19 protein-coding genes are annotated in these 21,592 nt (G+C 38.3%); 14 read left to right on the forward strand and 5 right to left on the reverse strand.

Features of this window, described 5'->3' with window-relative positions; translation table 11 throughout:
* Positions 1–29: 29 nt before the first annotated feature.
* The 14 genes from OK18_RS07245 to OK18_RS07310 all read left to right on the forward strand — a co-directional run bounded on the left by OK18_RS07245 (position 30) and on the right by OK18_RS07310 (position 17,991).
* Positions 30–395 carry an FtsL-like putative cell division protein gene (locus tag OK18_RS07245; RefSeq protein ID WP_053327577.1) on the forward strand — a complete coding sequence of 122 codons (366 nt, stop codon included), beginning with the start codon at positions 30–32 and terminating at the stop codon, positions 393–395.
* Positions 379–2,370 (forward strand): penicillin-binding transpeptidase domain-containing protein, encoded by a 1,992-nt coding sequence (locus tag OK18_RS07250; protein ID WP_053327578.1) that lies wholly within the window; start codon positions 379–381, stop codon positions 2,368–2,370. Before OK18_RS07245 ends, OK18_RS07250 begins: the two co-directional genes overlap by 17 nt.
* A 59-nt stretch (positions 2,371–2,429) precedes the next feature.
* Positions 2,430–3,890 carry a UDP-N-acetylmuramoyl-L-alanyl-D-glutamate--2,6-diaminopimelate ligase gene (locus tag OK18_RS07255; RefSeq protein WP_053327579.1) on the forward strand — a complete coding sequence of 487 codons (1,461 nt, stop codon included), beginning with the start codon at positions 2,430–2,432 and terminating at the stop codon, positions 3,888–3,890.
* A gap of 91 nt (positions 3,891–3,981) precedes the next feature.
* Positions 3,982–5,223, forward strand: coding sequence for a phospho-N-acetylmuramoyl-pentapeptide-transferase (gene mraY, locus OK18_RS07260; RefSeq protein ID WP_050021804.1), 1,242 nt, complete (start codon positions 3,982–3,984; stop codon positions 5,221–5,223).
* Between the two features lie 61 nt (positions 5,224–5,284).
* Positions 5,285–6,619 (forward strand): UDP-N-acetylmuramoyl-L-alanine--D-glutamate ligase, encoded by a 1,335-nt coding sequence (murD, locus tag OK18_RS07265; RefSeq protein WP_050021803.1) that lies wholly within the window; start codon positions 5,285–5,287, stop codon positions 6,617–6,619.
* Between the two features lie 25 nt (positions 6,620–6,644).
* Complete coding sequence (locus tag OK18_RS07270) at positions 6,645–7,883, forward strand: FtsW/RodA/SpoVE family cell cycle protein (RefSeq protein WP_050021902.1); 1,239 nt, start codon at positions 6,645–6,647, stop codon at positions 7,881–7,883.
* A gap of 59 nt (positions 7,884–7,942) precedes the next feature.
* A complete protein-coding gene (gene murG, locus OK18_RS07275) occupies positions 7,943–9,034 on the forward strand; it encodes an undecaprenyldiphospho-muramoylpentapeptide beta-N-acetylglucosaminyltransferase (protein WP_053327580.1) in 1,092 nt (363 codons plus the stop codon).
* A gap of 80 nt (positions 9,035–9,114) precedes the next feature.
* Positions 9,115–10,473: a UDP-N-acetylmuramate--L-alanine ligase gene (murC, locus tag OK18_RS07280; protein ID WP_050021801.1), complete on the forward strand. Its 1,359-nt coding sequence runs from the start codon at positions 9,115–9,117 to the stop codon at positions 10,471–10,473.
* A gap of 56 nt (positions 10,474–10,529) precedes the next feature.
* Positions 10,530–11,504, forward strand: coding sequence for a cell division protein FtsQ/DivIB (locus OK18_RS07285; protein WP_053327581.1), 975 nt, complete (start codon positions 10,530–10,532; stop codon positions 11,502–11,504).
* A 91-nt stretch (positions 11,505–11,595) separates the two neighbouring features.
* On the forward strand, positions 11,596–12,981 hold the full coding sequence (gene ftsA, locus OK18_RS07290) for a cell division protein FtsA (protein ID WP_053327582.1): 1,386 nt from the start codon (positions 11,596–11,598) through the stop codon (positions 12,979–12,981).
* A gap of 85 nt (positions 12,982–13,066) precedes the next feature.
* Positions 13,067–14,971 (forward strand): cell division protein FtsZ, encoded by a 1,905-nt coding sequence (ftsZ, locus tag OK18_RS07295; protein WP_053327583.1) that lies wholly within the window; start codon positions 13,067–13,069, stop codon positions 14,969–14,971.
* 88 nt (positions 14,972–15,059) lie between these two features.
* Entirely contained in the window at positions 15,060–15,506 is a 447-nt protein-coding gene (locus OK18_RS07300; protein WP_050021799.1) for a GatB/YqeY domain-containing protein, read from the forward strand.
* A 455-nt stretch (positions 15,507–15,961) separates the two neighbouring features.
* The gene (locus tag OK18_RS07305) at positions 15,962–16,372 is read left to right on the forward strand and encodes a BrxA/BrxB family bacilliredoxin (protein ID WP_050021798.1); all 411 of its coding nucleotides are present in this window, start codon (positions 15,962–15,964) and stop codon (positions 16,370–16,372) included.
* 104 nt (positions 16,373–16,476) lie between these two features.
* Complete coding sequence (locus OK18_RS07310) at positions 16,477–17,991, forward strand: GH3 auxin-responsive promoter family protein (RefSeq protein ID WP_053327584.1); 1,515 nt, start codon at positions 16,477–16,479, stop codon at positions 17,989–17,991.
* Between the two features lie 32 nt (positions 17,992–18,023).
* Here OK18_RS07310 and OK18_RS07315 read toward each other — a convergent pair whose 3' ends face one another.
* The 5 genes from OK18_RS07315 to OK18_RS07335 all read right to left on the reverse strand — a co-directional run bounded on the left by OK18_RS07315 (position 18,024) and on the right by OK18_RS07335 (position 21,590).
* Positions 18,024–18,431, reverse strand: a complete 408-nt coding sequence (locus OK18_RS07315; protein WP_050021797.1) for a hypothetical protein — start codon at positions 18,429–18,431, stop codon at positions 18,024–18,026.
* A 27-nt stretch (positions 18,432–18,458) separates the two neighbouring features.
* Entirely contained in the window at positions 18,459–18,806 is a 348-nt protein-coding gene (locus tag OK18_RS07320; protein WP_053327585.1) for a hypothetical protein, read from the reverse strand.
* 4 nt (positions 18,807–18,810) lie between these two features.
* Positions 18,811–19,782: an endonuclease/exonuclease/phosphatase family protein gene (locus tag OK18_RS07325; protein ID WP_053327586.1), complete on the reverse strand. Its 972-nt coding sequence runs from the start codon at positions 19,780–19,782 to the stop codon at positions 18,811–18,813.
* Positions 19,783–19,854: 72 nt separating this feature from the next.
* Positions 19,855–20,784 (reverse strand): endonuclease/exonuclease/phosphatase family protein, encoded by a 930-nt coding sequence (locus OK18_RS07330; RefSeq protein ID WP_082129158.1) that lies wholly within the window; start codon positions 20,782–20,784, stop codon positions 19,855–19,857.
* A gap of 77 nt (positions 20,785–20,861) precedes the next feature.
* Positions 20,862–21,590, reverse strand: a complete 729-nt coding sequence (locus OK18_RS07335; RefSeq protein WP_050021900.1) for a rhomboid family intramembrane serine protease — start codon at positions 21,588–21,590, stop codon at positions 20,862–20,864.
* Positions 21,591–21,592 lie beyond the last annotated feature (2 nt).

A 21,592-nucleotide genomic window follows, 5' to 3' on the forward strand; every position in this document is an offset into this window, starting at 1 on the left:
TTTATCATGAATCAATTATAAACAAAGCTTTGGCAAAAAGAACAACAAATCGCCCACAGAAGAGACTCACTTTTATAGACATTATAAAAGGAAACTTTCTGAACCGTGATGAGATCAAAATACATTATAAGTATTTTCTCCTGTTGTTCGTACTGATGATGGCTATGATTTACAGTAACCATCTCGTCAATAAAAAAATTAAAATTGTCAATGCCTTAAAAGAAGAAACAGAAGAATATAAATCAAGAAACGCTTACGCCCAGAGTAAGCTGATCAAAGTAAAAATGGAATCAGAGCTGGGGAAAGAAGTCGCCCGGGATTCATTAATGACCCTGGAAAACCATCCTCACAAGTTGCTAATAAAACTGGACAGTACAGATGCAAAAGCAAAATGAATACGACAATAAACGTAAAAAAACGTTAAGATGGGGCTACCTCTTCGCAGTGGTAGCTTTGTGCGTGTTTGTAATGTTCTTGGCAAGGATCGTTATCCTTCAGAATACCAATGTTCAGGAAATTAAAGATGATTACATTAATAAAAACTACCGTGAGGCCACTCTAAAGGCTGCACGGGGTAACCTGTTTGCTTCTGACGGGTCTATTCTTGCAACAACCGTAATGCGGTATGACATTTATCTTGACTTCAAAACAATGAAAGATACAGTCTACACCAATAATATCGGTGCCCTGACTGATTCCCTGAGCAAAATGTTCGGAAAACCCAGAAGCGAATTCAGACAAAAATTTGACGAACAAAAGAAAAAGAAAAACCAGTATTATACCTTGGTAAAAGGTCTTGATTTCGACCAATACGACAGAATAAGAAAATTCCCGATTTTTAAAAGAGGAAAAAACAAAGGAGGATTTATTGTTGACCGGAACTACAAAAGAGAACTGGCTACCTCAGAAATCGGTGCAGGAACCATCGGGATTGATAACGGGGAATTTAAATCCGGACTTGAAGGTGCCTTTTCAAAATATCTAACAGGAACCGACGGAAAAAGACTGGAACAGAGAATCAACTCTTCCCAATGGAAACCTATCGACTTCTGGAAAGTACAGGAGCCGGTAGATGGAGAAGATGTCTATACAACCTTAGATCTTAGAATTCAGGACATTGCACATTCTGCTCTGGAGAAGCAGCTTATTAATTTTGAGGCAAAGCATGGCACCGTCATTGTCATGGAAGTGGAAACAGGAAAAGTACGTGCGCTGGTTAACTTAAGAAGAACAGAATCAGGTGAATACGAAGACTCTTATAACTATGCCCTGAAAGATAATATTGAGCCGGGCTCTACCTTTAAAACCATTTCTTTGCTGGCTGCAATGGACGACGGTTTCATTGATGAAAATACCACTGTAAACGTTGGTAACGGTGTCTGGACCTACGCAAAACAAAGAATTTCTGATGGTCACGGTGGAGGCACCTATGATATCAGTGATGTATTGGCCAAATCCAGTAACGTAGGAACCGCCAAACTCATCACAAAATACTATGCTGAAAAGCCCCAGATCTTTCTCGACCATCTGAAACGCTGGAAGTTATTTGACAAAATGGATATCGAGCTTCCGGGTATAACAAAGCCGAAAATCGTAACTCCTCAGAACAAAAGATGGAATGCTGCAACATTAGCATCCATTTCATACGGATATTCTTCAAATATCAATTTATTGCAATTAACAACCTTCTACAATGGAGTTGCTAATGGAGGTAAAATGCTTAAACCGCTATTCATTGATAAAATCATGAAGGACGGAAAAGTAATGTACAACGCAAAGCCCGAGGTAATGGTCAATAAAATGGCTTCAGAAAAAGCTATTAAAATGATGACCAGCGCCTTAACAAAGGCAGTTGAAAAAGGTACCGGACGAAGTATCTTCACGCCCAACCTGAAGATGGCTGGGAAAACAGGAACAGCAAGATTTGAATACTGGCTTCCGGGCCCAATGAAATATAGGGCTTCATTCGCCGGGTTTTATCCTGCAGATGCGCCAAAATATACATGCTATGTCATGGTGAGCGAACCTAATACCGCAATCGGATTTTATGGAGGTTCCGTAGCGGCTCCGGTATTTAAAGAAATTGCAGGAAAAACATTCCTGAAAACACCACAGAATATTGAAAAAGAAATGCTTGTAGACAAAAAAGTAAACCTTAGCAAAATGGTTGAACCCAACGTCAAAATAGCAGTGAATGATAAGCAGATGCCTAATGTAGTAGGATTAATAGGTAAAAACGTGATTCCACAATTGGAAAACCTGGGATACCGTGTCGATTATAAAGGAGTGGGAAGGATTAAGGAACAATTCCCGCTGGAAGGCACCACAATTAGTAAGAACCAGAGAATTTATTTGTCTCTGCAAAATTAAAAAACAGAGTCCCGAAGGGACGATTTAACAAAAAATAGGGTCAGGTCCTATTGATAAAAATGATAATACAAGAATTAGTAAACAGAATTCCGGTAATAGAAATCCACGGTGACGTCAACCGTGAGGTTGCTGCGCTGGTGTTCGACAGCAGAAAAATTACAGAGAACGCTCTTTATATTGCCATAAGGGGTACCGTAGTGGATGGTCACTCATTCATTGCTTCCGCTATTGAAAAAGGAGCAACAACAATTGTTTGTGAAGAGTTTCCTGAAACATTAGCCGAAGGGGTAACCTACATAAAAGTAAAAGATTCATCCAAAGCATTGGGTCGCCTTGCTTCCAATTTCTATGGGAATCCCTCTCAGAAGCTGAAATTGGTAGGTGTTACAGGAACCAATGGAAAAACTTCTGTATCTACCCTGCTTTTTGATGTTTTCAAAAATCTAGGGTATGATGCTGCTTTACTATCTACTGTTGAGATCAGAATCGGAGATGAAATTATTCCGGCAACTCACACCACTCCGGATATCATTACCATCAACAAAATTTTAGCGGAAGCTGTAGAAAAAGGATGTGAATATGCTTTCATGGAAGTAAGCTCTCACGGAATCGCCCAAAACAGAATTGAAGGACTACACTTCAAAGTAGCCGGTTTCACAAACCTGACCCACGATCATTTAGATTATCATAAAACATTTGAAGAATATTTAAAAACAAAGAAAAGATTCTTCGACGAATTAGAAGATACAGCCATTGCCATCACCAATATAGATGACAAAAACGGCCCCGTAATGCTTCAGAATACCAAAGCTGAAAAGAAGTCTTATGCCTTGAAAACCATGGCGGATTACCATGGAAGACTTTTAGAAGTGGATTTCAACGGAATGTTGCTGAATTTCAACGGGAAAGAGTTCTGGACAACATTGACAGGAAAGTTTAATGTTTACAACTTATTGCTGGTTTTCGGAATTGCAACGGAACTTGGTTTTGAACAGGACGAAATCCTTCAGGCTATCAGTAAGCTGAAAAGAGTTTCGGGAAGATTTGAAACATTTAAATCAGATGGGGGGATCTTCTTTATCGTAGATTATGCCCATACGCCGGATGCATTAGAAAACATCCTGGACAGTATCAATGATATCAGAACAAAAAATGAAAGGTTAATTACCGTATTCGGATGCGGAGGAGACAGAGATCACTCCAAAAGACCTGAAATGGGAAATATTGCCACTAAAAAGTCCACATTGGCCATCATCACTTCAGACAATCCGAGAACAGAAGATCCGGCACAGATCATTAAAGAAATTGAAGCGGGCGTTGAACCTCAAAACTTCAGCAAATATACTTCAATTCCGGACAGAAAAGAGGCCATAAAAATGGCGATAAAGTTTGCTGAACCTAAAGATATTGTTTTAGTAGCCGGAAAAGGCCACGAAACCTATCAGGAGATAAATGGCATAAAACACCATTTTGATGACAAAGAAGTAATTAATGAGCTTTGGAGATTAATGAGTAAATAAAAATTAAATTAAAAAATTGAGGTTCAGGGATTAAGACATTATAAGTTTCTAAATACCTTGATTTCTTAATCCTTAAATTAAAAAAGAAGACATGCTATACTATCTATACGAATATCTAACTAACCATGGAATTCATATTCCGGGATTGGGAATGTTAAAATACATCTCCTTCCGAGCCGGAATGGCTGTCCTTTTCTCTTTGATTATTGCTCTTGTTTTCGGAAAAAGAGTCATCAACTACCTGAGAACAAAACAGATGGGAGAATTAGTACGAGACCTTGGATTAGATGGTCAGAAGCAAAAAGAAGGAACCCCTACCATGGGTGGCCTTATCATCATTCTCGCTACCATTATCCCGGTATTATTATTTACAAGAATTACCAATGTTTATATTGTTTTGTTACTGGTTTCCATGTTTTGGATGGGAGCGATCGGTTTCCTTGATGACTATTTGAAGAAAATCAAAAAAAATAAAGACGGATTAAGCGGAAAATTTAAGATTGTAGGGCAGGTTGGTCTTGGGCTAATTGTCGGAATTACAATGTATTTCCATCCGGATATCACGGTTAAAAGAAAATATGCCGATGCAAAAGTTGTAAACCGGAATAATGTGGAACAGAACTTTATGCCTACAGAAAAAATTACGGTTTCTACTGTTCCGTTTGCAAAGAACAATGAATTCGACTACAGCGGAATTTTGTTTTGGATGAATGATAAAGATGCCCACGAATGGGCATGGATTGTCTTTATCCCTATTGTTATCTTCATTGTTACTGCTGTTTCAAACGGTGCTAATATTACAGATGGCATCGATGGCCTCGCAGCAGGTACAAGTGCTGTCATATTGCTTACCCTGGCCCTTTTCGCCTATCTTTCGGGGAACATTATCTTCGCAGACTATCTCAATATCATGTTCCTTCCCAATATGGGAGAAACCACCATTTTTGCCGTAGCGATGGTGGGTGCGGTGATCGGGTTCTTCTGGTACAACACCTATCCGGCACAGGTTTTCATGGGAGATACAGGAAGTCTAATGCTGGGAGGAGTGATTGCCGTTTTAGCCATTATATTGAGAAAGGAATTACTGATTCCCGTTTTGTGCGGAATCTTCTTAATTGAAAACCTCTCTGTAATGCTGCAGGTAATCGTTTTTAAATACAGAAAGAAAAAATACGGGCTGGAATATGCCCAAAACAACAGGCTATTTAAAATGTCTCCATTACACCATCACTATCAGAAAGAAGGATTTCACGAAAGTAAAATCGTCAACAGGATGATCATTATCGGGGTAATACTGGCAATTGTATGTCTGATCACATTAAAAATGAGATAAAATTAAAAGCTATAAGCATTAAGCCTGAAGCTTAAAGCTTGTAGCATAAAGCTTTTATAATATGAAAATAGTTGTTTTAGGAGGTGGAGAAAGCGGATGTGGAGCTGCTTATTTGGCTAAAAAGAAAGGGCTGGAAGTATTTCTTTCAGACAGAGGAGCCATTAAAGATAACTATAAGCAATTTCTTATCGACAATGAAATTGAATTTGAAGAAGGAAACCACGATGAAGACAGGATTTTACATGCTGACTGGATTGTAAAGAGCCCGGGAATTCCCAAAAAGGCAGACATTATCCACAAAATTCATGAGAAAGGGATAAGACTCTCTTCTGAAATTGAATTTGCATCTGAATTTACAGATTCAAAAATTATTGCCATTACCGGAAGCAACGGAAAAACAACCACCACTTCCCTGATCTATTACATCCTGAAAAATGATGGGCTGAGTGTAGGATTGGGAGGCAATATCGGATACAGTTTTGCCAAGCAGGTAGCTGATGAAAACCATGAATATTATGTACTGGAAGTAAGCTCGTTCCAGCTGGATGATATTCAGAATTTCAGACCCTATATTTCTTTGCTGCTGAATTTATCCCAGGACCACCTGGATCAGTACAACTACAACTACGAAGAATATGCATTGGCAAAATTCAGGATTGCTGAAAATCAGGAAAACGACAACTTCTTCATCTACAATAAAGATGATGAAATGAGTAAAAGCATTCTTGAAAAACTAGAAATAAAAGCGAAAATGATTCCTTTCTCCACAAAAGAAAAATTGTCTGAAGGAGGTTTCATTAATGATGATAAAATTGTGGTTAAAATGCAAGACGAATTCTCAATGAAAATTGATGAATTATCTCTGCTTGGAAATCATAACGTTGCCAATAGCTTAGCGGCTTCAATTGCCGGTAAAATACTGGAAATCAATAATGAAAGTATCAGAAATTCATTAATGACTTTTCAGGCTGTAGAACATAGACTGGAATTTGTAGCTGAAATTGAAGGAGTTAAATACATCAATGACAGTAAAGCCACCAACGTTAATGCCACGTATTACGCACTGGAAAGTATGAAAACACCAACCGTGTGGATTGTTGGAGGACTGGATAAAGGAAATGATTATACCGAAATTGAAGAACTGGTTAAAAGAAAAGTAAAGGCAATTGTTTGCCTGGGAATTGATAACAAGAAGATTATAGACTTTTTTAGAGACAAAAAAGAATTTATTTATGATACTTCAAGTATGGAAGAGGCCGTGAAAATATCAAAATCATTGGCTAAAAAAGGAGACACAGTTCTGCTGTCCCCTTGCTGTGCAAGCTTTGATTTATTTAAAAGCTATGAAGACAGAGGGCATCAGTTTAAAGAGCAGGTATTAAAAGCCAATGGCTAATAGCCAGAAGCCAATAGCATTAATTATGGACGAACAGAACACAGAAAGCAGATTTGAATTTCTAAAGGGCGATAAAGTACTTTGGATGGTCATTCTTGTGATCTCCATTTTCTCGATTTTCCCTGTTTACTCTGCAAGTTCAAACCTGGAATACATTGTGAATAACGGGACCACTACAGGTCACGTCATAAAACATATGTTCTTTGTAGTCTTAGGATTAGGAATTATGAGATTGGTAGGAACCGTAAAATATGAATACATCGGAAAGCTCAGCAGCATCCTGCTGGGATTAATGATTATTTTATTGATTGTTACCATGTTTACCGGACAAACCATTGACGGAGCCAGTGCCTCAAGATGGTTAAAAATCCCGGGAACCCCTATCTCATTCCAACCATCATCTTTTGCATTTTTAATGCTGATTATCTATTTATGCAGATATTTAACAAAAAAAATCACAAGAGAAAGGCTTCCTATAGAGAATATCATGTATATTTTCGGCCCGATACTTCTGGTTTTTGTATTAGTGGCAAAAGATAACGGGTCTACGGCATTGATGATTTTAATGGTTTCTGTCATTGTCCTGGTTATCGGCCAGCTACACTGGAAATACATTGCAGGATTTATTTCTGCCTCCTTTGTAGCCATTGTACTCTTTTTACTGATTGCATTGAATACCAATATGATCGGCGGAAACCGTGTCCATACATGGATGAGCCGTATTGAAACATTTACCTCCAGCAAAGCCAAAACGGCAGATACCGATGATGAAAGCGTAAAAGCTAAAAACTATCAGGTAATGCAGGCAAAAGCCGCCATCGTACATGGTGGAATTACAGGAATGGGGCCGGGAAAAAGCGCATTGAAGCAAATGCTTCCACAATCTGCTTCCGACTTTATCTTCGCGGTTATTGTAGAAGAATACGGATTAATAGGTGCCGCCTTCCTGATCAGCCTATACCTGATTATGATGATACGGATTGTGATGATCGCCAGCAAAATGCCGGCATTCTTCGGATCCTTGCTGGTACTCAGCCTTGGGGTAATGATTTTTATCCAGTTATCGGTCAACATAGCCGTTGCCGTTAATCTGATCCCGGTTACAGGACAGCCGCTGCCTTTAATAAGCTATGGAGGAACTTCCATGTTGGTAACCTATTTGCAGTTGGGAATTATTTTAAACATAAGCTCCAGAATCCAGATTTATGATGAAGAAGGAATGGGCAAAAAACAAAGTATAGCAGAAATAAACGATATAGCATAAACCAAAGAGTCCCGAAGGGACGATTTAACAAAAACAGGCGTAGCCCTATTAACAAAACGATGAGCAAAAAAATAAAAATATTACTATCAGGCGGAGGAACAGGAGGACATATCTTCCCTGCCATTGCTATAGCTGATGAGATCAGGAAAAGATTTCCTGATGCAGAATTTTTGTTCATTGGGGCCAATGGGAAAATGGAGATGGAAAAAGTCCCTCAGGCCGGTTATAAAATAGAAGGAATTGATATTGCAGGAATCAACAGGGGGAATTTATTATCCAACCTTGGTCTGCCTTTCAAAATTTTAAAAAGCCTGTCCCGATCTAAAAAAATTATTAAAAATTTTGCCCCGGATTTTGCGGTGGGCACAGGAGGTTTCGCCAGTGGACCCGCTTTGTATGAAGCAAGTAAGCTGGGAATTCCAATTTTTATCCAGGAGCAGAATGCCCATGCAGGTGTAACCAATAAAATATTGAGCAAAAAAGCAAAAGCCGTATTTACAGCCTATCCGGAAGTGGAAGGATTCCCCGCTGAAAAAATAAGGTTTTTAGGGAACCCTATCCGTTCTGCTATTGTTTCAGGAATGCAGGATACTGCTCAGGCTAAAGAAAAAATGGGTTTAGATAAAGATAAACTTACGATATTATCCGTAGGAGGTTCCTTAGGCTCCAGAACATTGAATAATGCCTGGAAAGAAAACCTGGAAAATCTGCAAGAAAAAGATTATCAATTGATTTGGCAAACCGGAAAGTTGGATTATGACGAACTATCTTCCAACCTTCAGCTTTCAGCGTCCATTCATCTGAAAGAATTTATCAGAGATATGGAAACAGCCTATTCTGCAGCAGATGTAATTGTTTCAAGAGCCGGAGCCATTGCCATTTCAGAGCTGTCAGTAGCACAAAAACCTGTTTTACTGGTGCCCTTCCCTTTTGCTGCAGAAGACCACCAGACCAAAAATGCTATGAATCTGGTTGAAAAAAATGCAGCCAGAATGGTAAAAGATTCTGAAATGCAGGAAAAATTCTGGAATACATTATCAGAAATCTGCGAAAACGAAAGCTTAAGAAAAGAAATGTCTGACAATCTGAAATATTTTGCAAAGCCCAACGCCGCAAAAGAGATTGTAGACGAAATTTTTAAATTAATGTAAAAGTATCATTGTACAATGTATTAATAACAACAATACCCATGAATACATCATACATGAATACAACAATACAAAGCAAATAAATGAACAATTTACAAACATATCAGACTTTTTATTTCGTCGGTATCGGAGGTATCGGAATGAGTGCCCTGGCGCGCTATTTCAACGCCTCCGGAAAAAAGGTATTGGGCTATGATAAAACCAATACAAAACTTACCCAAAACCTGATGGAAGAAGGAATTGATATTGTTTTCGAAGATCTTATTGATGAGAAAATAACTTCCCTTCAAAAAGAAAATACATTGGTAATCTATACTCCTGCGATTAAAACCCTGGATATTTTAGATTATTTTAATCAAAATCAATTCGATGTTCTCAAAAGAGCAAAAGTTTTAGGACTGATCACAGAAAATACAGATTGTATAGCTGTAGCAGGAACCCATGGGAAAACGACTACATCTACCCTGATTTCCCATTTATGTAAAGAAGCAGATTTACCGTTTTCATGCTTTTTAGGAGGAATTTCTGAAAATTTCAGATCCAACTTCCTGTATAACGGCTCTGTCTATTCAGTGGTAGAGGCTGATGAATACGACAGAAGCTTCCTGAACCTTTCCCCCGATTGGGCTGTTGTTACATCTACAGATGCTGACCATTTGGATATTTATGGTGACAAAAACCATATTGAAGAAGGCTTCAGACAATTTGCAGCCCTGGTTCCGGAAGACAAAAAGCTGTTTGTAAGAAAAGGAGTGGAAATCGGCAGAGGACATCAAACCTATGCTGTAAATGAAAAAGCAGACTATTACTCTGACAACCTGCGTATGGATCATGATAAAATCTATTTTGACTTCCACACCCCAACAGAGACCGTAAAAGATTTGGTATGGGAAATTCCTGGTATCCACAATGTGGAAAATGCTACCGTAGCATTGGCTATCCTTCACAATTTAGGTGCAGATTTTGATACGCTGAAAAAGGCCATTGCCAATTTTAAGGGAATTAAAAGAAGATATACCAAACACATTTATCCTAACGGTAAAATTTATATTGATGACTATGCCCATCATCCCACAGAAATCAATGCTGTAATGGGCTCTATTAAAACATTTTACCCGGATAAAAAACTATTGGTTGTCTTCCAGCCACATCTCTTCAGCAGAACAAGGGACTTTGCCGATGGATTTGCTGAAAGCTTAAGTCACTCTGATGAATTGATTCTACTGGATATTTATCCGGCAAGAGAACTTCAGCAGAATTTTGAAGGAATCACTTCAAACTGGCTGCTTGAAAAAGTGAATTTAGAGAAAAAAGAAGTATCCGCGTTAGCTGATGCTTTTGAAAGAATAAAAGAAAAAGATTTTGACATCCTCCTTACAGTAGGCGCAGGAAATATAGACACTCTATATGACCCTGTCTGTGAATGGCTGGATAAATTGTAAAAGGTATTTGCGTATTCTTGAATACATGCTACATCAATACATGAATACAAAAAAGTATGAAAAATAAGTACAGAATATTAAAAATTGTTGTCACCGTAATTATCCTGGGGTTGTTACTGAGCTTCTCATTGAAGAGGTTCAGCCGCCAGTCTATTACAGACGATAAAATTTCTGTAAGAATGAATGAAAAAAACCCGGTTTATTTTGTTGATGAAAAAGATATCAGAGAAATAGTTAAAAAAGAGAACCCCTCAGGAAAAGTGGGAGATCTCAATATCCCTGCATTAGAGAAAAAAATAAACGCGCTTCCGGCAGTTGATAGTGCCAATGTCTATCTGAACCTGAACGGTAATCTCAATCTGGATATCAAACAGAGGGTTCCCATTTTCAGGCTCAATAAGGATGGTAAAGATTTTTATGTAGATGAGAAAGGTATTGAATTTCCGATTTCGAGAACTTACTCCCATCCGTGTATGCTGGTAACGGGAAATGTACAGCCCGATGAGTATCAAAAACTGGCAGAACTGGTTGAAAAGATTGATAAAGATGATTTTAGCAAGAAATATTTCATCGGAATTTCAAAATATAAAGACAGCTACAGTCTTCTGACAAGTGAGGGAAATTACAGAGTGGAGATAGGAGATTTGGACAATATTGACTTTAAAGTAAAAGGATTTAAAACTTTTGTGGAAAAATACCTGGTATATCAGGATCCACAAAAATACAGCATGGTGTCTGTAAAATACCAGAACCAGATTGTAACCACCTTAAATCCCTATTTCAAAGAAAATGACAGTCTTTTAAAAGCTGGAAAGCTTGAGCTGGCAAAAGCCCCGTCTCTTGCTGCAGCTAAAAAAACGGAAATCAAACCAAAAGCAGCAGAACCAAAGAAAACGGGCTCCACAGCGGTAAAACCGAAAGAAAGCACTAAACCAAAAACACAATCTAAAGAAACGAAAAAAACAGAGAAAAAAGCACCGGTTCCGGCACAGTCCAGGCCGAAACCAAAACCCAAAGTAAAAATAGAATAAGAAAAAGTCCTTAAGGGATGATTTAGCACAAAACAGGATATAGTCCTGATTATGGAAAAAGTAGAAAAAAAAATCAAATCGATATAAACAAATGGAAAATCAAGAGTATTCAGTAGGTCTGGACATCGGGACAACAAAGATAGTCGCGATTGTCGGAAGAAGGAATGCACACGGGAAAATAGAAGTTCTCGGTGTAGGTAAAGCTAAAAGTCTTGGTGTTCATAAAGGTATTGTGAATAATATTTCACAGACCATTAATTCAATCAAGGCTGCAGTATCCGAGGCACAATCCAGTGCCGGAGTTCCTATCCGCAAAGTAACGGTAGGTATTGCTGGAAAACACATCCGTTCTCTGCAGCACTCCGATTATATTATGCGTGAACATCCTGACAAATTTATTACGGATGATGACATCGAAGCATTAAAAGATCAGGTAAAAAAGCTGGTGATGCTTCCGGGCGAAGAAATCATTCACGTGCTTCCTCAGGAATATAAAGTAGACTCCGAAGGAGAAATCCAGGAGCCTGTCGGAATGCATGGAAAACGTTTAGAGGCGAATTTCCACGTAGTAGTCGGACAAATGGGAAGCATCAGAAATATTGCAAGGTGTGTACGGGAAGCTGGATTAGAAATGGAAGCCCTTACTTTAGAGCCATTAGCCTCTTCAGAAGCAGTGCTTACCAAGGAAGAAAAAGAAGCAGGTGTAGCCATTGTCGACATTGGAGGTGGTACTACCGATATTGCTATATTTAAAGATAATATCATCCGTCACACCTGTGTTATTCCATATGGAGGCGGAATCATTACGGAAGATATCAAAGAAGGATGTTCCATTATTGAGAAACATGCCGAACAATTAAAAGTAAAATTCGGATCCGCTGTGCCGGAATTGGAAAAAGACAGTACTTTTGTAACCATTCCCGGCCTTCACGGAAGGCCAGACAAAGAAATTTCTTTAAAAACTTTAGCACAGATTATTAATGCAAGAGTAGAAGAAGTTCTGGAAATGGTTAACACTGAGTTAAAAGCTTACGGTGCTTTTGAGCAAAAGAAAAAGCTGATTGCCGGAATTGTTTTAACCGGTGGTGGCTCCAATTTAAAGCATCTTCGCCAGTTGGCCAACTATACAACAGGCTTTGACAGCAGAATCGGTTTTGCGAATGAATATATCGCCAATGATAAAAATCAGTACCTGAAAGGCCCTGAATTTGCTACGTCTATTGGGTTACTGATGGAAAGTTTAAAGATCAGAGACAAAAAACAGGCAGCTGATGAAGTGGAAGAAGCTGTAAACGAGCCCACTAAACCTGAGGCAGCATCTGTACAAGCAGAAAGCGCCCAGCCGGTTCAGCAGCAGGCAACACCCGTTCTGGAACAACCTGCAGCCAATGAGCAACGTGAAAACAGAAAAGCGAAATTGACTTTCGGGCAATCGCTTATGGAAAAAGTAAAAAAATTCTTTGAAGAAGTAGAGTAAATTATAAATGATGAATGATAAGCGATAAACGATTTTTTCCTTATCAATTATCATTAATCAATTATCAATTATAAAAAGTATAGTTATGGAAAATATAGGTACACAAGGATTTTCATTTGACCTACCAAAGGGGAATTCATCCATTATAAAAGTAATCGGTGTAGGAGGTGGTGGAAACAACGCACTAAAGCACATGTATGAAAAGGGTATTCACGGGGTAGACTTCGTAATTTGTAATACGGATGCCCAAACACTGGATAATAACCCTGTTGCCAATAAAGTTCAGCTGGGAACTTCCATTACGGAAGGTCTTGGTGCCGGAGCAGATCCTGAAGTAGGTGAAAAATCAGCTATCGAAAGTATTGAAGATATCAAGGCCGCCATGGGCCAGAACACGAAAATGGTGTTCATCACCGCCGGAATGGGTGGTGGTACCGGTACCGGGGCTGCACCCGTTATTGCTAAAGTAGCAAAAGACATGGGAATACTGACCGTAGGTATTGTTACCGTCCCTTTTAGCTTTGAAGGGAAAAGAAGGCTTGAGCAGGCTGAAAACGGTCTTGACAAATTAAGAAATAATGTTGACTCGTTAATTGTCATCAACAATGATAAACTAAGACAGCAATTTGGGAACCTTGGTTTCAAACAGGGGTTTTCAAAAGCCGATGAAGTGCTTACCAATGCAGCTAAAGGAATGGCAGAGGTGATTACAGGTTACTTTGATGTAAATATTGACTTCAGGGATGCCAAATCTGTCCTTCAGAACTCTGGTACTGCCTTAATGTCTACTGGTATTGCTTCAGGTGAAAACAAAGCAGAAGAAGCCGTAAGAAAGGCATTGGATTCCCCGCTACTGAATGATAACAAGATTACAGGAGCGAAAAACGTTCTATTGCTGATCAGAAGTGGTGCGGAAGAAGTTACCATGGACGAGATCGGAGTGATCATGGACCACATTCAAAAAGAAGCCGGAAATACAGCCGACATCATTTTCGGGGTAGGTGCAGACGAAGAATTAGGAGATGCTGTAAGTGTTCTTGTTATCGCTACAGGGTTTTCCAATGAGAACAAAAAGTTTGCAGGCCCTACGGAAAAGATCAGAATCAGCCTTAATGACAGTTTTGATGCGCCCAAAAATTCACCTTTTAAAACGAGGGAAGAAAGAGAGGCCACTTCTGAAACAACACACGATTTCGGAGGCAAAAATCTTTTCAGATTAGATGACGAAGATCACGATACCCCGTTCAATGTGACATCTACTGAAAAAAAAATGATTATTGAGGAAGAAATCAAAACAGAAATCAAATTCTTTGATAAAGAAGAAGATACCCTGAACAGCCCGGAGCAAAACTGGAGAAATGGCGAAGAAAATGAACATGATGCCTATAGTTTGTTTACTATTGATGAAGAATCAGAAGATCCAAACGACCTGGAAATCCAGTCTTTCAAATTTGATTTTGAAAACAAAAAAGAAGAGCCTCAATCCGGAACACCTCTGAATAATTCTTTTTCAGAAGAGAAACCTGTTGAATTCAACTTCTTCGTGAATGAGCCATCCAGAAATCAGCCTAAAACAGATTTCGGACAGCCTAAGGCTGAATTCAATGCTCCCGCAAGTGTAGTCGCTGAACCTGCTGCAAAAATGGAAACTTTCTATCAAAAACAGGAGGAACCAAAGGCAGAAGCAAAGCCTGCTGCTGAAAGCAAAGTGGAAACACCCAAGCCTGAAGAATCAGAATTCACTTTTGTGAATAAAACAGTGGACCAGGACAGAGTAATCGAAAGAAGAAATAAACTAAAAGAATTCAATTCCCGCTACCAAAGCTTTGATAGTACAAGCGAATTTGAATCTATTCCTGCTTTCAAAAGAAAAAATATTTCGATCGATGGAAACAATGCATCAGACCAGAATATCAATACATACCTGTCTGATAACAACGGTTCTATGCAGATCAGAGAAAACAGGTTTTTAAATAAAGATGTAGATTAACACTATAAGCTATACGCAGTAAGCTACAGGCTATTACAGCCGAATGAAAACGCTTACTGCTTATTGCCTAAAGCCTAAAGCCCAAACCATGAGTTTAGAAAATACAATAAACGAAGCTATAAAAACAGCAATGAGAGCTAAAGACAAAGTGGCTTTGGATTCTCTGCGTGCTGTAAAATCCCAGATATTGCTGCTTAAAACTGAGGCTGTAGGAGCTGAAGTAACTGCAGAACAGGAAATTGCTATTCTTCAGAGAATGGTAAAACAGCGTAAGGATTCTTACGACCAGTTTACAGCACAGGGAAGAAATGACCTTGCTGAAGTAGAAGATGCTCAAATGAAAGTTATTGAGCAGTTTTTACCAAAACAGCTTTCTGCTGAAGAACTGGAAACAGAAATTAAAAACATTATTTCTGAAACCGGAGCTGAATCTATCAAAGATTTAGGGAAGGTAATGGGAGTGGCATCAAAAGCATTAGCCGGAAAATCTGACGGAAAAAGTATTTCCGAAATGGCTAAAAAGCTCCTTTCTTAAAACGTGACGTGCATTTGAATTCAGAGTAATTCTGAAACCATATAGCCCGCTTCACACCATAACTATAGGATATTCAACCTTTGCATATCGATTTGATTAAGAATCCCGGGACTTTTCAAGTCCCGGGATTCATTTTCTCTTAATCTAAAAATCCCTTTTTAAAGCTCAATACTTCTTTGAAAAAGAGATCAATAATCTGTCATCATGGCGACAAAATAAGTGATTCTTCAGTTGAGGGAAAGTTATAAATGTTTTTTCATGGTCGCTTGTTTTTCAGAATCATTTCAAATTTAATAAAAATATTTTATTATACATAATTTTAATTCACCTTTTTTAGAATATTATTGAAATATTAATATTACATTAATTTTATATGACTAATCCATTGATAGTTATTATATATTGAAGAAACGTAAAGAATTGTTTAACTTTGTACAGATAAAAAAACAAAATATATGTATCCAACAGATTTAGTAATGCCTATGAAGGCTGAGCTTACAGATAAAGGGTTTCAGGATTTAACGACTCCTTCTCAGGTGGAAGAAGCCTTAAAGCAGTCAGGAACCACACTACTGGTAATCAATTCCGTATGCGGATGTGCAGCAGGAGCAGCAAGACCAGGAGTAGTATATTCTTTAACAGGAGATAAAAAACCGGATCATTTGACTACTGTTTTTGCAGGATTTGACACAGAAGCTGTAGCAGAGGCCAGAAAACACCTTGCTCCTTTCCCGCCAAGCTCTCCATGTGTAGCTCTTTTCAAAGACGGAGAACTGGTTCATATGCTGGAAAGACATCACATCGAAGGAAACCCTGCAGGTGCTATTGCAGCAAACCTTCAGGCAGCTTACGATGAATATTGCTAAAAAACAATAAATCTAATGCACAACCGTTACAAAATTTGTAACGGTTTTTTTATTTAATACGATAAAAATTCTCTGAAAATTCAAATATCATTATATTTGTTGGAATGGCAACCAAAGCACTTTTCAATACCGTAGTCAACTGGTTTATCCGTCAAAGGATAGATCAGATCCAGAATTTCATTGATCATCCCATTGAAACACAGAAAGGTATATTATTCTCCCAGTTGTTTCATGCGGAAGATACAGAATATGGCAAACTATACGGATTCAATTCAATTTCCAGTTACCAGGACTTTAAGAACAAAGTTCCTATAGTAACTTATGAGGATTTTGAGCCTTATATTGAAAAAGCGAGACAGGGATATAAGGATGTGAGCTGGCCGGGCCTTATAAAGCATTTCGCCAAATCTTCCGGAACCACCAACGCTAAAAGTAAATTCATCCCTATTTCTGCTGAAAGCCTCGAATATTGCCACATGAAGGCCGGTAAGGATATGGTCTCCATTTACGCCAATAACCATCCCGAAAATCAGCTTTTTACCAACAAAAACCTCAGATTGGGAGGAAGTTCAGAACTTTATGCCGATTTTAATACCAAATTTGGTGATCTCTCTGCTATTTTAATAGATAATCTCCCTTTCTGGGTAGAAATCACGACTACTCCAAGTAAAAAAGTATCCCTGATGTCTGAATGGGAGAGTAAACTGAAAGCCATAACCTCAGAGGTTAAGAATGAAGATGTAGGAAGTATTCTGGGAGTACCAAGCTGGATGATGGTTCTTTTACAGAGAGTGCTTAAAGAAACTCAGGTCAGCAATATTGCAGAGCTATGGCCTAATCTGGAGGTCTTTTTTCACGGCGGAATCAGTTTTAAGCCCTACAGGGAACAATACAAGCAGATCATCGGAAAAAACATCAATTACTATGAAATTTATAATGCATCTGAAGGCTTCTTTGGTATACAGGACAGATCAGATAGTGATGAGATGCTTCTCATGCTGGATTATGGGATATTTTATGAGTTTATCCCTATGGACCAATTCCATTTCTCAAGCCCTAAAGTAGTAAGCCTTGAAGAGGTTGAAATAGGAAAAAACTATGCGATGGTAATTACCACTAACGGAGGGCTATGGAGATATCTGATCGGTGATACGGTAGTATTTACTTCCATCAGTCCGTTCAGGATAAAAATAACAGGGAGAACCAAACATTATATTAATGCTTTTGGAGAAGAACTGATGATTACCAATGTGGAGTCGGCATTAGCTAAGGCTTGCGAGGCTACAGGTGCCCAGATTACGGATTTTACAGGCGCTCCTGTATTCATGAAAGAAAACGAGGGCGGTGCTCATGAATGGATTTTTGAATTCAGCAGGCTTCCGGATGATCTGGAGAATTTCATTGATGTTTTTGATCAGCATTTAAAGACCATCAATTCAGATTATGAAGCCAAAAGATATAACAATATGACCCTTAAAAGACCTATAGTACACATCGCCAAACATAATTTGTTCTACCACTGGCTTGAGTCTAAAGGTAAGCTGGGAGGGCAGAATAAGGTACCAAGGCTAAGCAATGACAGAGAATATATAGATCCTTTACTGGAACTCAATAAATAAAAACCGCAGCCTTGGGGCTGCGGTTTTCTTTTTTATTTGCTTAAATCTTCTTTTAACTTTTTGGCAGCATCCTCTACTTTTTCGGCTCCTTTCCTGGCAGCTTCTTTAGCATCTTTTCCTGCTTCCTGGGCGCCGCTTTTAATATCATTCCCTACTTTGCTAAGATCCTGTTTTGTTTTATCTGCAGTAGCATCAATTTTATCCTTTGCTTTCTGGGCTGCATTATCAATTTTATCTCCCGCCTGGTCTAATTTTTTATTGACATCTTCCTTAGCCTGATTAATTTTTGCTGAATCTACATCAGGAGATGTTTCCGTAACCGTTGTGGTAGTGGTAACCGATCCGTCAGGATTTTCTACCTGCTCCGTCTTTGTCGTTGATTTTGTGCATGCTACAGCGAATACTGAGATGGCCAGAGCTGCTAAAATGTGTTTTTTCATATTGTATTATTTTTAAAATGTTTTGGCTTATTCTGTTTTAGGGGTAGCGGCCGGCGTTTCTGAAACGGTTTGTTTTTTGACAGCGTCCGCCTTTTTCTTCTCCTCCTCCACTTTCTTTTTATTTTCTTCCTGAAGTTTCTTCTCCTCTTCCAGGCGTTTTTGAACCTGTTTCACAGAGTCCAGATATTGCGGGGAAGACATTCTGATCTTACGGGCAACATCCACAGAGACAGCTCCATTTGAAAACGAATCAATAGCTGTCGTATCATAATGAACTTTAATATCTTGCTCAGCTCCGAAACCCGGAGATTCTTTTTTAGAACATGCCGTAAAAAGAATACCAAAGATAAAAGCTGTGGATAATAAATTTTTCATGGAACTAATTTAGCAGAAATTCTGCAATTACAGGATAGTGATCTGATAATTTTACAGACTGGTCTACCTTATAGCTTAAAGGAATAATTGATTTTGAACTGAAAATATAATCAATCCTCAAAGGTATTTTGTAATCATGAAAGCTGCTCGCACTTCCTTTTCCTGCTACTAAAAATGCATCCTGAAGGTCTTTTCCCAGATTATAGTATTCATAAGAATTGGGAACAGAATTAAAGTCGCCAGCCAGAATTACAGGATAAGGAGAAAGATCAATTACCTTCCGGATTTTCTTTACCTGATCTTCATGGGCCTGAAAGGTAGGAACCATATGAGACAGTAAAGTAGACACATTTCCGATCCCCAATCCATCAAGCTTGGTAAACATGGTCTTATGAAGACGGAAAGGCTCCAGATAGACATTGATAATCCTGATCATTTTCCCGTTAATGTCAACATCTGCATAGAAAGAATTCCCCCTCGCCTTATCTTCAATAATTTCCTCCTGTCTTATAATTTTATGCTTCGTTTTTAGAATTACTGAGGGATATTTTACCAGATCACGCTTTATAGCACGGTTAGTATCCTTTTCCTGAACCAGGATAATATCAGGATCCTGCTCTTTAATATAATTTTTTATCTTATCCCATCCATAATCACCATACTTAACATTAAAAGTCAGCACCTTAATATCCCGTATCGTTTTTACATTTTCTGTTTTAGGGGAAAAATTAATCCATCTTCTTATCGGATTATAAAAAATAACCATACCCAAAATAAAGGCAAAAGCTATTTTCTCTTTTTTAAAAATCCATACCAGCGTAAGAAGTATATATAGAGACATCAGATATGGGAAGCCCAGGGAAAGAAGATTAAGGTCTCCCAAAAAGTTAGGTGGAATCCATGCATTCCCTAATGTGCATAATAACAAAACAGCGACAACGATATGTATAAATAGTAATATCTGGTTCGACTTCATGAAAAAACGGTCTTGGTACACATTTTTAAGCAAAAACCCTACCAAGCAGTTGAATTTTAACTATTTTTATGATTATTTCTCCGTTAAAGAAAGTTCTGAAATAACGGGATAATGGTCTGAAATACTGACGGAACGGTCAACTACATAAGAAACAGCCCGTATCGGCTTTGAAGAAAAAACATAATCTATCCGGATAGGAAATTTATAATCGTGAAAGCTTGTAGCACTTCCTTTTCCGGCAGTTACAAAGGCATCTTCAAGTCCCTCTGATAAGTGGTAATATTCATAAGAATTCGGTACAGAATTGAAGTCTCCTGTTAAAATAACGGGATAGGGAGAGTTTACGGTTATGGTATGAATAGCATCTACCTGTCCCTGGTGCTTTTTAAAAGTAGGAATAAGTCTCTTTATAACATCTTTCAGTTTCTGTTCATTGTCATCTGTGTTTCCGTTTAGCCTTACCATATCCTTTTCAAATTTAAAAGGATAAAGATATACATTAAGGAATTTATAGACCTTCCCTTTTATTTCTATATCTGCCTGCAGTCCTCCCGGTACCCCCTCACCTTCATCTGAAGCATATATTATTTTATCATTCAGGATTTTATGTTTTGTCAGAATGGATAAATAGCCGTTAGGTGCCGTTCTTTTATAATCTTTCAATACAGGAAATTCCCTTCCGCCATCCTCCTGCAGGAGAATAACATCTGCATCCTGGGCCTTCAGATACTGTTCAATATCTTTTTGACCCATAACACCTCCTTTAATATTAAAAGAAACAACCTTTATGGCAGGTGTTCCTTTTTTATCATCAGAAAAATTAACCCACCTTTTTACGGGATTTATAAATGCCAACCCTGCAAACATGAATACAAAAGCTCTTTTCTTCCAGCTGGCAACCCAAAAGATTGTCAGGATACAATAAGAAATGATAAGAACAGGAAATCCCAGGGAAAGCAGATTGAACCACGGAAATATTTTAGGGGGAATATAGGCATTCATTAAGGTGCCCAGCAAAAGAAATAAAATTCCCAGGTGTACAATTAATAGTATGAGCCGAAAAATCTTCACAAAATGCGTTAGTTGAATCTGTATAAATGTTTTTTCCAGTTTCTTGCCAATAACCAGCCTACCAACGCTCCCCCAACATGCGCCAGGTGAGCAATCCCTCCTCCATTTCCGGAAACACCAAGGTATACAGAGATTACAACAATAATAGGCAGCAGATATTTTACTTTCATGGGAACCGGAATAAACATAATTCCAATTTTGGCATCAGGATATAAAGTAGCAAATGCCGCTACAACTCCAAAAATAGCTCCTGAAGCACCTACCATAGGTGTTTTCACAATTCCATCTAAACTCCCCAGCAGTTCTCTTTGTTTTAGAATCGCGTCTGTATTTCCACTAAACTCTACACTAGCTCCGGATAAATAAGCATTGACATTGAATCCTAATTGCTGTAATTCATTAGAAATCTGCTGAACTTCAACGAAATTCCATAAGTTGAAAAGGAAGAATGCTCCTAATCCGCTTGCAAAATATAATAATAAGTATTTTTTATCTCCTAATGTTTGTTCCAGAATAGGACCAAAACTAAACAAAGTCAGCATATTAAAAAGAATATGCATTAAGCCTCCATGCATGAACATATGGGTAATAATCTGCCATGAATGAAAATACGGTGAAAATGGATAAAACCCAGCAAGATAAGCTATCGCCTGATTTCCGAGAAAATAGGTAGCAATGAATACAATCACATTGATAATGATGATATTTCTTGTGATGGGCGGTATATTGTTAAACATAT

It is taken from the genome of Chryseobacterium gallinarum (assembly GCF_001021975.1).
Lineage (GTDB): Bacteria > Bacteroidota > Bacteroidia > Flavobacteriales > Weeksellaceae > Chryseobacterium > Chryseobacterium gallinarum.

Coding starts and splice junctions, on each gene's coding strand:
- OK18_RS07250 (WP_053327578.1), top strand. CDS start 379: ATGCAAAAGCAAAATGAATACGACAATAAACGTAAAAAAACGTTAAGA.
- OK18_RS07255 (WP_053327579.1), top strand. CDS start 2,430: ATGATAATACAAGAATTAGTAAACAGAATTCCGGTAATAGAAATCCAC.
- mraY (WP_050021804.1), top strand. CDS start 3,982: ATGCTATACTATCTATACGAATATCTAACTAACCATGGAATTCATATT.
- murD (WP_050021803.1), top strand. CDS start 5,285: ATGAAAATAGTTGTTTTAGGAGGTGGAGAAAGCGGATGTGGAGCTGCT.
- OK18_RS07270 (WP_050021902.1), top strand. CDS start 6,645: ATGGACGAACAGAACACAGAAAGCAGATTTGAATTTCTAAAGGGCGAT.
- murG (WP_053327580.1), top strand. CDS start 7,943: ATGAGCAAAAAAATAAAAATATTACTATCAGGCGGAGGAACAGGAGGA.
- murC (WP_050021801.1), top strand. CDS start 9,115: ATGAACAATTTACAAACATATCAGACTTTTTATTTCGTCGGTATCGGA.
- OK18_RS07285 (WP_053327581.1), top strand. CDS start 10,530: ATGAAAAATAAGTACAGAATATTAAAAATTGTTGTCACCGTAATTATC.
- ftsA (WP_053327582.1), top strand. CDS start 11,596: ATGGAAAATCAAGAGTATTCAGTAGGTCTGGACATCGGGACAACAAAG.
- ftsZ (WP_053327583.1), top strand. CDS start 13,067: ATGGAAAATATAGGTACACAAGGATTTTCATTTGACCTACCAAAGGGG.
- OK18_RS07300 (WP_050021799.1), top strand. CDS start 15,060: ATGAGTTTAGAAAATACAATAAACGAAGCTATAAAAACAGCAATGAGA.
- OK18_RS07305 (WP_050021798.1), top strand. CDS start 15,962: ATGTATCCAACAGATTTAGTAATGCCTATGAAGGCTGAGCTTACAGAT.
- OK18_RS07310 (WP_053327584.1), top strand. CDS start 16,477: ATGGCAACCAAAGCACTTTTCAATACCGTAGTCAACTGGTTTATCCGT.
- OK18_RS07315 (WP_050021797.1), bottom strand. CDS start 18,431: ATGAAAAAACACATTTTAGCAGCTCTGGCCATCTCAGTATTCGCTGTA.
- OK18_RS07320 (WP_053327585.1), bottom strand. CDS start 18,806: ATGAAAAATTTATTATCCACAGCTTTTATCTTTGGTATTCTTTTTACG.
- OK18_RS07325 (WP_053327586.1), bottom strand. CDS start 19,782: ATGAAGTCGAACCAGATATTACTATTTATACATATCGTTGTCGCTGTT.
- OK18_RS07330 (WP_082129158.1), bottom strand. CDS start 20,784: ATGAATGCCTATATTCCCCCTAAAATATTTCCGTGGTTCAATCTGCTT.
- OK18_RS07335 (WP_050021900.1), bottom strand. CDS start 21,590: ATGTTTAACAATATACCGCCCATCACAAGAAATATCATCATTATCAAT.